The sequence below is a fragment of the Paenibacillus sp. LK1 genome (assembly GCF_002750415.1).
Lineage (GTDB): Bacteria > Bacillota > Bacilli > Paenibacillales > Paenibacillaceae > Paenibacillus > Paenibacillus taichungensis.
Genome location: NZ_PEII01000002.1, coordinates 48183 through 62034, shown reverse-complemented (window position 1 = coordinate 62034; position 13852 = coordinate 48183). Strand labels below are relative to the sequence as shown.

Annotated in this window: 13 protein-coding genes; 3 read left to right on the top strand and 10 right to left on the bottom strand. The window is 37.1% G+C overall.

Annotated elements, in window-relative coordinates; all coding sequences use genetic code 11:
- Positions 1 to 330 precede the first annotated feature (330 nt).
- Genes CS562_RS04090 through CS562_RS04075 form a run of 4 tightly spaced genes read right to left on the bottom strand, consistent with a single transcriptional unit; the run spans position 331 to position 5472 of the window.
- Positions 331 to 1821 carry a hypothetical protein gene (locus CS562_RS04090; RefSeq protein WP_099853834.1) on the bottom strand — a complete coding sequence of 497 codons (1491 nt, stop codon included), beginning with the start codon at positions 1819 to 1821 and terminating at the stop codon, positions 331 to 333.
- Between the two features lie 3 nt (positions 1822 to 1824).
- A complete protein-coding gene (locus CS562_RS04085) occupies positions 1825 to 2805 on the bottom strand; it encodes an AAA family ATPase (protein ID WP_099853832.1) in 981 nt (326 codons plus the stop codon).
- 19 nt (positions 2806 to 2824) lie between these two features.
- Positions 2825 to 4801 carry a hypothetical protein gene (locus tag CS562_RS04080; RefSeq protein ID WP_099853830.1) on the bottom strand — a complete coding sequence of 659 codons (1977 nt, stop codon included), beginning with the start codon at positions 4799 to 4801 and terminating at the stop codon, positions 2825 to 2827.
- Complete coding sequence (locus CS562_RS04075) at positions 4798 to 5472, bottom strand: TnsA endonuclease N-terminal domain-containing protein (RefSeq protein WP_180287022.1); 675 nt, start codon at positions 5470 to 5472, stop codon at positions 4798 to 4800. The genes CS562_RS04080 and CS562_RS04075 overlap by 4 nt, the downstream gene beginning before the upstream one ends.
- Positions 5473 to 5604: 132 nt before the next feature.
- Between CS562_RS04075 and CS562_RS04070 the strand changes: the two genes are divergently transcribed.
- Positions 5605 to 5859, top strand: a complete 255-nt coding sequence (locus CS562_RS04070; RefSeq protein ID WP_099853826.1) for a helix-turn-helix domain-containing protein — start codon at positions 5605 to 5607, stop codon at positions 5857 to 5859.
- A 65-nt stretch (positions 5860 to 5924) separates the two neighbouring features.
- Positions 5925 to 6962, top strand: a complete 1038-nt coding sequence (locus CS562_RS04065) for a tyrosine-type recombinase/integrase (RefSeq protein WP_180287021.1) — start codon at positions 5925 to 5927, stop codon at positions 6960 to 6962.
- Between the two features lie 61 nt (positions 6963 to 7023).
- On the opposite strand, the gene CS562_RS04060 is transcribed toward CS562_RS04065, so the two are convergent.
- Positions 7024 to 7350, bottom strand: coding sequence for a hypothetical protein (locus tag CS562_RS04060; protein WP_099853822.1), 327 nt, complete (start codon positions 7348 to 7350; stop codon positions 7024 to 7026).
- A gap of 130 nt (positions 7351 to 7480) precedes the next feature.
- On the opposite strand from CS562_RS04060, the gene CS562_RS04055 reads away from it, so the two are divergent.
- Positions 7481 to 7822 (top strand): helix-turn-helix domain-containing protein, encoded by a 342-nt coding sequence (locus CS562_RS04055; RefSeq protein WP_099853820.1) that lies wholly within the window; start codon positions 7481 to 7483, stop codon positions 7820 to 7822.
- A gap of 47 nt (positions 7823 to 7869) precedes the next feature.
- Here the strand turns inward: CS562_RS04055 and CS562_RS04050 are convergent, their stop codons facing one another.
- From CS562_RS04050 to CS562_RS04030, 5 genes are all read right to left on the bottom strand, one after another.
- The gene (locus tag CS562_RS04050) at positions 7870 to 8709 is read right to left on the bottom strand and encodes a hypothetical protein (RefSeq protein WP_099853818.1); all 840 of its coding nucleotides are present in this window, start codon (positions 8707 to 8709) and stop codon (positions 7870 to 7872) included.
- Between the two features lie 1079 nt (positions 8710 to 9788).
- Positions 9789 to 10157: a YhjD family protein gene (locus tag CS562_RS04045; RefSeq protein WP_099853816.1), complete on the bottom strand. Its 369-nt coding sequence runs from the start codon at positions 10155 to 10157 to the stop codon at positions 9789 to 9791.
- Positions 10141 to 10506, bottom strand: a complete 366-nt coding sequence (locus tag CS562_RS04040; protein WP_099853814.1) for a YolD-like family protein — start codon at positions 10504 to 10506, stop codon at positions 10141 to 10143. The genes CS562_RS04045 and CS562_RS04040 overlap by 17 nt, the downstream gene beginning before the upstream one ends.
- The gene (locus CS562_RS04035; RefSeq protein ID WP_099853812.1) at positions 10503 to 11744 is read right to left on the bottom strand and encodes a DNA polymerase IV; all 1242 of its coding nucleotides are present in this window, start codon (positions 11742 to 11744) and stop codon (positions 10503 to 10505) included. Before CS562_RS04035 ends, CS562_RS04040 begins: the two co-directional genes overlap by 4 nt.
- 926 nt (positions 11745 to 12670) lie before the next feature.
- The gene (locus tag CS562_RS04030; RefSeq protein WP_180287020.1) at positions 12671 to 13816 is read right to left on the bottom strand and encodes an FRG domain-containing protein; all 1146 of its coding nucleotides are present in this window, start codon (positions 13814 to 13816) and stop codon (positions 12671 to 12673) included.
- Positions 13817 to 13852: the final 36 nt, after the last annotated feature.

Here is a 13852-nt window from a genome sequence, read left to right as displayed (position 1 = left end):
AGAACTTGTACCTATTGCTGTTTACTTCTCTCTTTACCCTCCCGAGTTTATGGGTTTATGGTTAATAAATAAGAGCAATCAGTCTTTTCAGACTGACTGATTCAAAAATTTGATTTTATAACAGTCTCTTGACGTTTTTTATCAGTATCTTAATGTTCATTATCACCTTATGTTAAGCATCTTTCTTATTTGATTTGGCCGTTTGGGACAAGAACATGTACCGTTAAAGGACAAGAACTTGTACCTATTGCCGTTTACAAACCCCTTTTCCTATTCATTTTAAACCGAGTTAAACACAAAAAAACCGTTAATCTTTTCAGATTAACGGCTTCAAAAACTTAATTTTTTCACATATCTCTCGACTGTTTTTTGGAGGATCTTATATTCATCACTTGGATTACTCATGTTTAGCATGGCAACTTTTTGTGGTGTATACGATATCATTAATTGAATATCTTGTTTAGCGGTTTCATGTTGATTCGGGCAATTGCATTTGTTAGTTAACAACGGTTCTCTGTTTTGCAAATGATAATATTCAATGCTGCTAGATGAGCTGCTCTCATCAAAGTTGTATTTGAAAGCGACATGTGGAAACGAGCGATCCCTCATATTCTCAATGTCATTCCAAGAAGGTACGCTAATTTCTTTACTTCTCTTCCCTGCAGTCTCCATCCAGGCATAGAAGAAATTCTCACTGAACTGTAAGACCAGTTTTTCAAGAATCCAGGAAAGCCCCCCCATATCAATACTTCTACGGATTTTCATTTGATAATTGACGACCTGATCAGAAAAATATTCCAGAAGATCCCTGATTATTAGTGGTTCAGCATCAGAAGTCAAGGTTGTTCTTAAAGAATTATAGCCATAGAAATGCTCCTCCTTTAAAATAGATTTCCTCCAAAAAACATAAGCATAGGCATAGGGACAAATTTCAGGAAACTCAATCGCTTCATCCGATTTTCTTAGCTCCATCAATTGAGTTATGCAATGTTGATGAGACTTAAGTGTACTCTGAAATAATCGGTCTATAACTTGTTGAACAGCATTAGAAGTGATTTGCAGTAAATCTTTTTGGAAACGGTTAGAGAAATAATCCTGTCTGTGCGCGGATTCTTCTGAAATCAAAACTTTTATCTCTTCAGGTTCATCCGTAACTAAACGCTTTAAATTGCAATGTTGTGCATGAATAATCCATTTGGAATGCATATTTGATATCTTCATGTTTGCCTGGTTTGATTGAACCCAACGAAGGACAGCCGGATTCATTTGGTCAGGCCCTCTCCATTCGTTCCAGCTGGATATATGAAAAGTAGCAAAGGCATTTCCACACTTGCACTGAAATGCATGTTCTAACTGTCTATTCGACAATAAGAAGGGTATTGTTGACCTGCAGGTAGGACAAGCATTATTCAATTTAAGATCATGAAATGCGCATTCATCAAGAAGTTTACACTGATGCAGCCAAGAATGATACCCCCCCTCCATACACTTCGAACACCAATGCAATTCACGATGAAACCAATGCTCCCAGGAACTATATAATTCAGAAAATGGTGCTATTAACGACTGAATACTCTTAAAATTGTGTTCTTGCAAGTTAAAATCCAGCGTTTGATGAAGCCTTTCGAGGTGAAATCCATTTAACTGTAATAGTTCTCTTTGCTTATCTCCAATGTAATGTTTAATATTTTTCACATGAGCACTGCCAAAGATTTGAAGGATCTCATTTCGATCTGCAAGGTTCACCAAAGCCATTTTTTCAAATACGGACCAAGGCGATTCATATTCATATATCCATTCTTTCCTCCACACGACATTCATGTTCTATTCACCTTTACCTGCTAAAGCCATATAAATTTCAGATTCAATGTAGCCTGTAAGCTTAATGGAATCTAACCAATTTTGCGCTGAGATCCATTCAAGTTTCTCCCCATGGGTTCCATATATTTTCAGAGCATTTTCAACCGTATACGTAAAATACTCCATAGGAATCTCAAGTTTTGAATTCACTCCGTGCTCTCTTCGAAGATTTTGAAATTGTTGATAAATTAAAGCAGCATCATTTTCCAACCGATGACCTTTCTCATAACCTTCCCGAAAAAAATATCTAGTGAAACTCCAATCACTGTTTTCAGGATATGCAGATATTTCAGGTGAATCGTAGCAACGAAGAACTGCTCTAAAATCATCTAAGGAAGTAATACCGAAAAAACGATGCTCATGTGTCATAAAACGTCCAATGATCTGAGACTTACGTTGTCCTAAGAAGAACGTTCTTCTTGTGAGCAATTCTTCTTGACCTACGCAAATTACAGACATACTGATTTTCTCACGATCTAGTTGGTTATAGATGTCCATTAACCAATGATAATGTGATTCTGTTAGGTGATGCGCCTCATCCATAATCAAAATAACCCTTCTTAAACGAGACAATTCAGCTTTTTCTTTTAACAAATTAACAATTTGATTCCGCAATTCACCAGGTTTTCTTCTTGCTATAAACGGAAATTGAAAATCATGTAGGAGATCTGCGTAGAACTTCTCTTCACTGGGAAATCTATACGAGTTGCTATTGGCTATGAAGATTGGAATTGGTGCATTTATAAAATGTGGCAGATTTTCTAATGCAAACTTTAATGCAGTGGTCTTTCCAAGACGCGGACGACCATAGACTATCATTCCTGGTAATCGGTTCAGTACAATTTTTTTGAGATTATCCATTAGGCGGAGTACTTCTTTGGTTGGGAGTAAATAATGCCCTACTTCAATAGGGTGTGTTCCAACAGGTATCAAGTGATTTTCCATATGTCATATTCTCCTTATCTCAATACATCTTTGTCTTGAATTGTTTTAGTAAGCGCTCATAATTATCCATCTCATTGATCTTTTCCCTGTTGATTTGTTCTTCTCGAACTTTGTCTAACAATTCATGTTGTGCTCTTGCTTCTTCTAATGCTTTTGTTTGTTCCTCCGCTCCATCTGTTGGCTTTTGTTTACTTACCTCTTTCACTTGAGTAATTTTATTTATTGATTTCTTAGTATTTTCTTTACTCAAGAGATAATCAGTGTACACGAAGATAGGGTCGTCCCAAGTTGTATAATGAATTAGCTTCCGCTGAACTAATGAATTGATCGCACGTCTAGTTTGCAAGGAATGAGGAGTAAGTGACCATCTCCCACAAGCAGTTAAATAACCGAATTCACTGCCGTCAGGAAGAAAAGCTTTTAAAGTACGCAGATCATCAACATTTACATGTAGAACTAGCTCGTGCTTTATTAGATGGGCAGAGTTAGCGAGCTTTTCGCTTCGATATTCTACGCCTTCATATTGAATGTAGGGCTTTCTTCCACTCACTAGAGAACCTCTTACGGTTCGATTTATTTGGGTTTGCATAAACAACATCTCCGATCGTTTCTCTTCTTCCAGGCGCCTTGGTAGTAAGCCTCTTAGTTGTATCCTTTTTTCAAGAAGTTCAAGGGGCGTTTGATGATAAATCCCTCCATGAGGTGTACCGTTGTAATTTGAAATCATTACATCAATGAGCTGCAATAAATGTTCGTATGTGATGTTTAGACGAAGAGCGTTCTTTTCAGGATTGTTTCTTCTTGGGTCATCCGGACCGCTACCCGTTGTATTCGGTAACCGATGAAACAGGTTCTCAGCTAAAGTTTTAAAATATCTCTCAATTACACCTCTTCTCATAGGAAGTGCCACAGGACCAAAGTTCGGAGTACATCCAATTAAATTTGTGAGTCGATCCTGCACCATTTTAGCGTAGTGAGATTTGGCGTTATCTAAACACATTACATCCCACACTGCCCACTCTAACTCAGGAAACTTTTCTGATGGAAAACCACCAGGAGGATGATAACTTAGGCCTGGGATTGTCAAATCAAGCTGTTGATGTGGCATAATTGCATTACGAGCGCAGTGCATTACGTCACTTCCACCATACTCTCTATTCAGTGAAACAGAATATCCTAAAATGCTGCGAGTACTCACATCAATGATGGTAAGAATCCAGAAACGTTCAAGCGTCAAGGTCATAGGATCTCCATCTGGTGTATCGATATCTACAGTAAAAAAACCGTCAATCCGATGGGCGTCAAACTGAACTTTCTGAAACGGGAATAAGTTTGAGAGTTGGTTTTGATCCTCCTCCCCTACGCGGTTTGCTCTTTGAAATGAATCTTTACCATAGCGCGCAGCAGCCTTCCTAAAATTTTGCTCAGCTATTTGTTTAATGTAACGTTGTAGAGCCTTATACCCCATCCATTTTGTATTTAAAGGGTACTCATAGAGAGTTAATCCCCTTTCACGGCACTGATCCACAAAGCGCTTGTGGATATGCTTCACCTTCATAACAGGCTCTAGTGAACGTGTTTTTCTACCTAAATATAAATCTTCTACCATGTCTTTAATATCCGGATGCAATTCCAAGAAACGGTTGAATTCCCCGGTCTTCTGATCTTTATTTCTTTTTTGACTTAATAAATCCAACTCGTACTTTTTTACATTTTTCTGAGGAATCAAACCTCGGAAACCTAAAACAACTCCATCTTGATCGTATTGAATACATCTTTGAACTAATCTTCTCAAATTTCGAGGAGAAACTCCGGTCGTATGTTGAATACTATCTAAACTGTCCCTCCGGAAATACATTAAAACCGCGTTTTTACGTTGTATATACACTGTATGGGCAGTTTCATTGAGTACATTCTCATCTACAGAGGGCCACAGTTCAGGATTAGCTTGGTCGGGTTCTAATCCGTCCTGCTCATATATTCTCGATCTGCTCATTGTCTCCAAACCTCCATTTCAAATCCGATAAGTTGATCTTCCATGTTTGCTTTGATCTTTCCCTCATATAGAAGCCATTTTAGGGTTAAAAGTATCTCCCCTACAGGAAGACGAGGCAACTCTTGTACTATTTCTTTAATTGTTATCCCTTTAAACGGAATAAAATAAAGTACTTCATTTGAATAAACGGGCTTCTTACTATTGACTACTGCCATACATAAGGATGTTCTGTTCTCAATTGAGTGACGGCCCTTTCTTACATCCTCTTCTGTACGAACCACGTAATGTTTATTATTCATTCGGCACCATTCTCGTTGTGCTTCAATTTGCCGTTGAGTTCTCGCATGTTTTGGAAGTTTAGATGTCAGTTCCATCTTGTATTTGACTTCCACAAAAATTTCCGCCCCACCCTTTTTTAAGATCCACATATCAAAAATAGAAGTACGAAGTTGGCCATTTAAAACGTAGGAAATTTCCAATGGTTGCTCACAATATGTGATGACTTCAGGGTCCGCATCAACCAGAAGCCAATGATCGTATTCCAGATCACTATATAGTTCGACGATGCGCTTATCGACTTTATTTCCACGCGGGGTCCAATAGTTGTTTCCATATTTTTTACTTCGAAGTACCTTGATGGGCTGGTACTTCATGAATTCGTTTTTACTCATCATAAGTTACCCCTTTAGATTTGTTTTCCTGTATAAACAAAAATTCAAGTTTTTATACACATGCATGTATAAAACTTGCCTTTCTATGAACATACTAAGAAGTAATAGAATGATAGAGGGAGAGAATTCTATATGTCAGAAGAAGAATTTTATAAATGGTTAGGTGAGCGGCTTCGGGATCTTCGCAAATTAAAAAAGCAAACGCAAGAAGAGTTATGTCAGGACTATCATCTTGCTCGTTCGTCCCTTGCCAATATTGAGCGGGGAAGGCATGTGATCAGTGCATACAACTTGTATCTGCTGTTACAAGTTTTGGATGCCCCTCTCGAATCCTTGCTAAAAATTAATCTTCAAAACAGTAATTTAACCGACGAAATTTCATCATGAACGTATTAAACCAAGGTGTATTGGGCACACATCTTGAAAAGAGACTAAGGAAGGTGTCCGTATTTATGAAAGTACAAGAATCCAGAGATTTAGCCATGCTATCCGAGCTCATTGACGAGTTACCTTTAGCCGTAAAATGTTTCATTGAACATAAGCTAGACTGTGATCGGTCTCCTTCTTCTTTGTTAGAATACACCCGAGATTTTCGTATTTTTTTTGGCTGGATCGCACCAAATCTGTGGCCGTTCGTTACTACCGAAAAAGAACTTACCCTAGACATGTTCAATGATATAACGCGTGAACACGTGCAAGAATTCTCAGATTACTTGACAACGTCTAGAAATCTGCAATATAAGTCCCTGGTTCGTAAAATTCATTCGTTGCGATCATTGTTTACCTATCTTCATTTGAGATTTGAGCATAACAAAACTCCTATTTTGAAACGTAATGTTTTCGCTACTTTCATCATGGAACGACCTAGCAATAATATGGAGGTCGCACGTCAGTTACAGAACAAGGTCTTACGTCTCAATGAAATTCCTGCATTTGTTAAGTTTGTGCAGGAAGGCGTAATAGAACAAAATAATGTACAAGCCCAGTGGTTCCATAACCAGAATCGAGCTCGTGATGTCAGTATCGTTACCTTACTCTTAGAGTCTGGAGTCATGGTAAGTGATATTGTCAATTTGGATCTGGATGATATTAGTCTTCAGGACGGCTACGTTATCGTGACAAGGCAGCAAGCTAGCGTACGAACGAAACACCGAATTATGTTTGGTAATAATGCCAAAACCTATCTATACGATTACTTAAAAGTTAGAATTGATACGTATTCTCCTCAGTCAGGTGAGCGAGCGTTATTCTTGGCAAAACCTAACGGTGAAACACAAGGTAAACGAATTTCAAAACGTGCGATTCAAGCTATGGTTAAGAAGTATGCTTTGAAATTTGGTGCCTCAGAAGTTACTGTACGCCAGCTCACCCATTCATTTGGAGTTCAATACGCAGCAACGAATACTGTCCGCAATATGAAACAACAATTGGCTCAACGTAATATGGATTCACTAGAGAAGTACTTTATATTGTCGAGTCTAATTGATTGACTTACACTTATTACTTACGTCTTGTTCTCTTTGAACAAGACCTTTTTTTGTTTTGGTATGATTAGTTAATCTGTTTTGTAATGTTTTTCTTAAGTTGCTTTAGTTGGTTCAATTGATCATGGTAATCATCCACATCCTTTACGTTTCTCTTTTCTAAGCTCACCCATGTAGCGACACTGACTTCTTGATATTTTAACGAAATGATTAGAATTGCTTCGTGATAGTCTTTGATATGAACAATAGGAATCTTCCACTCTCCTTGTTCTCTAGCCAAAACAAACCACTTCTTTTTGATCACTTCTCGATTGGTATACATTCTTCCGTCAAACAAAATTCCTTCTGCAGTTACCATAGCAATTTCAATCCCTGCTTTGAGTCTTTCATCCATCCTCTCCACCTCCCTTATTATTTATGCCCACTCAAATTAATATATAAACTTATCATTTTACAAAAATAATCTATATACATTAATGTATCGAAGGTTTCCCATTGTTTAGACTGAATTTAGAGGTGTGGCAATGAACGAACCTGTTTTAAGATTAGTAGGACAACGTGTTCGCGAATTACGGAAAAAACAAGGATATTCTCAGGAAGAATTAGGCGAAATGGCTGGTTTTCACTTCTCCTACATTGGGGGCGTTGAACGTGCAGAGAAAAATATCACCTTGTTAAATCTTCAAAAAATTGCGGACGCTCTTCAAGTCAATGTCCATGAACTTTTTTATTACAGCAAGTATGTTAAGATTGGAAACAATGATAAAGAGAAATTGCTAAACGAGATCAATGAGAAGCTTTGGCCTATGAAATCTTCCGATTTAAAAAAGGTTAACATGCTCTTATCTGAATTTTTCGATAGTTAACACAGAAAAACCGATGTCTCTGACATCGGCTTTTTTGTGTTTCAAATTTATTCCTTCCACGATGCTTCACTTTGTAAATTAATCCATGAGTATCGACTATTCTGCTGTACTAGTCCCTCCATCATATTACGCTCACTCGTTAGTGTTAAAAGCAAATATTTCGTTTGAATGTTCTGAACATATAGAAGCTCATACACTTGTGATAATGAGAAGTATCTTCTAGCTGCATATAATTTTACTTGCTCCATATCAATCTTTCCACTTCGTTGTATCAGATTCTTCCCTCCTAGCCTATATGCAGCATCAGCATCAATGTATGGATTTGGAGTTACTACACTTAGCCTCCCTATAGGTAAGGTTACTTTGTGCTGGTCCTTTCGTAGCATTTCCTTAAGTACGAGATTACGTATGGATTCCCACTGTTCAACAAAGCTAGAGTAAATCCTTTTATAATGTTTCCATTGATCTAAAAGCCAGTATATGTTGTTTTTTGTGATGTTCTTCCTATAAGCACAGAGTTCCTCTTCTCTGTGGCCACTATTAGCTCTAATCGGAGAAAATCTTAAGTATTGGTTGCTAGCTGTACAAAATTCTTGAAGTGATAATTTCTCTGACTCATTTAGTTTGTTAAATTTAATTCGGACCACCTTAGTTAGAACACCATGATTATCAAATAAATCAAACAATTGATGATTTTTCAGATCGTACTCTTTAGTTACAATAAATTTGCCAACAACATTTTGTTCTGTCCACTCAAGTCTCTGAAGTCCAAGGGATGATTGATATTCACCAATCGCTTGTCTCAGCAATTGTACTTTTTCACCTGAACTGTGCATTTGCTCATAGTTTGATGATTGAACAAAATGAACGATTTTTTCTATGCTCACTAATCTATTCTCCTTTGCCTTAGCAGATTAGTGAGTGGTATTGACTATTTCTGTATATTTTATTCAAAGTAAATAGTAGTGAGTATCGGAAGTTGGTTTCAATATATGGATAAATGCGTCTATCTGTATCTACGTAATTCCTCTCATTTCATATGGTTTAATATGCCAACTGTATGAAGATATTTCTGCTATGGAGTACTGGCTGATAATCTAATCCCCCATTATTGAGCAGAACATCCAATCCAACGTTTTTAAGCGTACTAAATTATTCATTTTAACTTGTAGAATTCAATTCAACTAAGCAATTGTTGTTGCCTTTCACCTAGCATTATTTTATCAAGCTAAATGAGTCCTGAAATTAGGTGGTCCACACCTGCTTGAACGTTACAAATTCATTCAAAACTTCTAATTTTGTTTACGTTCTATACTAATTCATCATGTATTAAACTATTATTCTGTAATTAAGAATTGTTATGTTGAAAAGCTTTCTATTTCAAAGTGAGATTGGTTGAGGCAAACATTAACAAGACTGTTGATACATTTTTTTGTCACATATAAAGAATAAAGCCAGCATTTAAGCGCTGGCTTTTCATTAGAAATCGTTTATTTATGTTTGAGGAATGACGGCGTACCATAGTTTGCCTTTCGCTGGTAAACAACGGTCACTTCGCGATCAGGACCACCATCTGACGAAGGAGCCATGAGTTTCACTTTCGGGAGGTCGCCAACTCGCTGTTGTTTAATAAACTCTTCATTCGTTTTACTAATTTTAATCTCCCCCATAGAGATAATTTAATGTGGTAATCAGTTCTTGATTTTCTTCATCTAAAGTAGCAAACTCTTCATTCGAAACTTCTTCCTGACCTCAGATATGAAGGGAGGCAATTTACCCAAAGAATAACACAGTTCATATGCAAATGACACACTTCCATAATAATTGAATGTCAAATTAAACAAAAAATACCGACCCTTTCAACTTCAAAGGTCGGTCTACTCAATGGGGAGAAGAAAACAATGGTTATAATTGTATTATATCCACCCTATGTCGTTATATACCGTATTCTGCTCTAACTCCATGTTTAACTGGGCATATCAGTAATATCAACGTTCATATGTTCAGTAAGCATTAAGGTTACATCCACTTTTACTTTGCTCCACAATAGTGTCATTTTATGAATGTAACCTCTTACGGAATAATTAACTGTTAAACTCAGCTCGGATCTCTTTTCATCAATGATTTTAATATGCTGTTCATTTAATCTTTGTTTTGATTTGTACATCTCTAAGGCAATTTTCTTTTGGGTACCGTCCAGGTAGTCAACGTACACAGATTTCATCTTAAAGTTTGAAGCGTATATTTTATGCTTATCTACCTCCAGAGCACCTAAAAGATACGGGAGCTCTACCAGCCTCTTCACGAGTGCAAGTTCCTCAGAAGTCTGTCTCACCGTACACCCCTCCTTCTTCAAGCTTTACAGTGACCAATTGATCAAAATCGACCCATTCAAATCCATTATCCATTTCAATTTTGATTTTCTTTCCAAAGGTACTGACTGAAGTGACGATCCCGTGTAAATACCGATTGTCCGACTCATTAAACACTTCAATGGTGGCTTGCAACGTATAGTTAAGCGACATATCTATATTTTGTGCAATAATCTCCCACTCATCTTCAAGGACTATAGGTCTTACTTGATAATGAATTTGAGTACGATGCTGTATAATTCGTTCTTTATGTTGTGGAAGCATCATGCGGCTCGATTCCCATAATCCATTGGCTTCCAGTTTTTTACTCATTTGTAATGCCCCCCAATTTTAGATGCTCTATCTATCGCTTGACCGGCAGCCGTAATAGAGCTCGCTCGTAGAATGGCAATATCGCCAAATCGATCCTTAATGTCGTCCATCACCTGATCAATTGCGCGTTTCTGCTCTTGATCATCAAAAAACGATAGTTGAAATGTATCCGCGTTGGATAATTGAGAAAGGGAAACGCCTACACGGCGTACAGGTTGCCCATCCCAGTGTTGATGAAATATGCGTTTGGCTATCTTGCACACATCAACAGTTATGTTTGTAGGATCAGATAGTTTAAACTGCCTGTGAAAACCCGTTGGATGGTCAAAATCAGCTCCAGACACACTCACGGAAACGACACTACCCATCAGCCCCTTTTTGCGGGCTCTTCTACACACTTCTGTACAGATATCGAGGATGACCACTTCGATCTCCCATGCTTCTGTGTAGTCTTTAGGCAGCGTCATACCATTTCCAATATCCTTTTGTGTACTGTGTGTGTTGACGGTCACTGGCGAGTGGTCCAGTCCATTTGCGACTCGCCAGATGACCTCTCCATTAACGCCCCACTTACTTCTTAGTTTGGAAAGAGGTGTATTCGCCAGGTCTCTAATGGTTCGGATGCCCATTTTCCACAAATGTTTTTCCATTCTGGAGCCAATCCCCCACATATCGCGGATGGGCTTATCTCCAATGTGAAGGTGTAACTCCTCTTTCTTTAAGTGGAAAATGCCCCCCTCTGCTTTTTTAGCAATCATATCGCAGCACAATTTACTGATGATTTTGTTTTCACCAATGCCAGCTCTCGCGTAAACACCTGTTTCATTATAGATATTGTCTTGAATTTGCTTGGCTAAATCGATTGGATCATTACCGAATAGATGTATAGACCCTGTAAAATCAGCGAATAATTCGTCTATGCTGTACGGTTCAACCAGATCGGTGAACTCCTCAATAATGGACATGATTTGAGTGGATACTTCGATGTATTCTTGCATGTGTGGTTTCACAATGATCAGTTCCAGACACTTCTGAAGAGACTGCCAAAGTTGTTCCGCGGTAGATACACCTTTAGCTTTGGCCAGTGGACAAGCGGCAAGAATAATACCAGAACGCCTTGCTGAATCGCCTGCGACTGCGAGTGGTCTATTTTTGTATTGAGGCATTTTTGCCTTTTCGACTGAAGCATAAAACGACTGCATATCGATCAGCATAATGGTTCGCTGCTTAGCCAACATTGAAATCACTCCTGTACTTTAAGAACGTATGTTTGTATATATTATAAATCGAACATACGTTCTTTATGCAAGAGGTAAATATTTATATTAGGCAAATGATGTAGTGATGCATTCAAATCATACAAAGTTATATCAGCTTCTCCATCATTTGAACTCCCAACAGTAACAACTCCTTCTCCGGCAGACAATTTCAGTTAGCTTTTGTTTGTGATCGTCAGAAGAGTTGAGTTCTAATATTCATCTTTGTACCCAGAGTATCTTTTGTTCTCTTTTCAAACTTAGCAAGTACTTTTTGTTCAGACCGACCAGGTTTCCCCCATCATTATTTAATGTAGTAGAACCGCCATTAGCACCCGATTTCTAATTTTCTGGGTTGTTGCTATCAGAACAAGCCGCTAAGGTGAAGGTACTCACTCATGAATTGGAACTATAGTTTATTAGTTCCATCTGCAGTCAGTAAAGCTGGTCTCTTGAAAATAATCCACCCTTCAGCTTTTAAGACCGATAACATAAAAAAGCCGCTAAAATAGCGACTTTTGACAGGAATATGCGCTTGTCTTTGACAACAACTTTTTGAGTTTGTAACTAAACGACGATTTCCTCTGAAAGTATCGTGAGACAGTGAGTGCTGTTCCAACTCATTTAACCTATTCCACTTAATTTGGACAGTCTTAGGGAGCACACCAGGACTATCTAGTAGCTCATACAGTTCATGGTTTTTCATATTGAACTGTTTAGTTGCAACGAACTTGCCGACTACATTCTGCTCAATCCACTCAAATCGTTGAATCCCAAGAGAAGCCTAATATTTACCTGACTTATATTATCTATGCTCACTAGTTTTAACTCCTTTTTTTAAGATAGTGAGTGTTATTGACGGTTCAAAATTTATTCATCATCTGGTTACAGAAAAAACAAATTTCGTTTTAAGTATTCAAAGTATACTGTTGATTAAATTTAATCGAATTAGCAATGTTATCAAAATCTCCATAAATACTTTCGATATTTATTCCTAATAAGTTAAGTTCATTTAAAATTGCCTGATGATTCTGAATCTTAATTATAAAATCCGGTTTTATAGATTGAAAACGTAGCGTTCTATGTTTATTATGTTCATCCGATTTTGACAAATATAATTGGTAAATGAACATTCCCTTTTGATTAACAATTCTATCAAAAAGATCTGGAGGCTGATAAGTGAAGTAAACATTAAGATCCAGCTTAAGAGGCTTATCAATGTTTCTATATTGGAGCTGAAGCAAATTAATTAGTAAAGCAAAAAAGACTCTTATACCCAGTTCCTCATTAGAATAATACTCTGGATTATTTAAGTAATATACTTCCCCATGAGTAATATTTTCGTCATAAATCTCATTAGCGAGAAAGTAATAAAGTTCAATAACGTCATTTTTCCCTTTTAAATCAGTGAGTTTTATTAGATTGTCATAATCATCCTCTAAGAATTCTTCATCCATATCTTCACTCTCAGTCAGCTCCTCACCATCGATATCTATATTGTTTAATTCATAGCATTCGATCAGTTTGTTAATATAATTTGGTAATTCATGAGCTTGATTCGCAAACATTTTTTGTAAATTGGAAAACAACTTTAATTGGGCATCTTTATTTTGAATTAACAATTCAAAGAAATTTTCATTCTGCAGTAGTAATGGAGTAATATCAATTAACTTTTTCTTATTAATAAGATAGATCTCTGCTTCATTACTAGTAAGTTGGTTTTTTCCGTAACAAGCAAAGAATAGAGCGACCAAAGGAGAGGTAGTGAAGTCAACCAAATTTGTAGGTAAACCATGATGTTGGCAAAATGCTAAAAAATATTGTTTCTCGTCTTCTGATATTTTTCTAACCACTTTATTATAGAATTGCCTTTTCATACCCTCAATATCATAATATTTACTTACTTCAGCGCCACCTGAATATGATCTTAAACCACTTGCTTGAATTCCATTGTAAGCTTCGTTTTGTCCTCTGAATATATAATTGTTAAAATCATTAGTTCTTATCAAATCCAGATATATAGAAATATTGGGTATTATGTATTCTTTAATCAAATTAACACTTCCTCTGTATGATTTTTTTGATCGTAC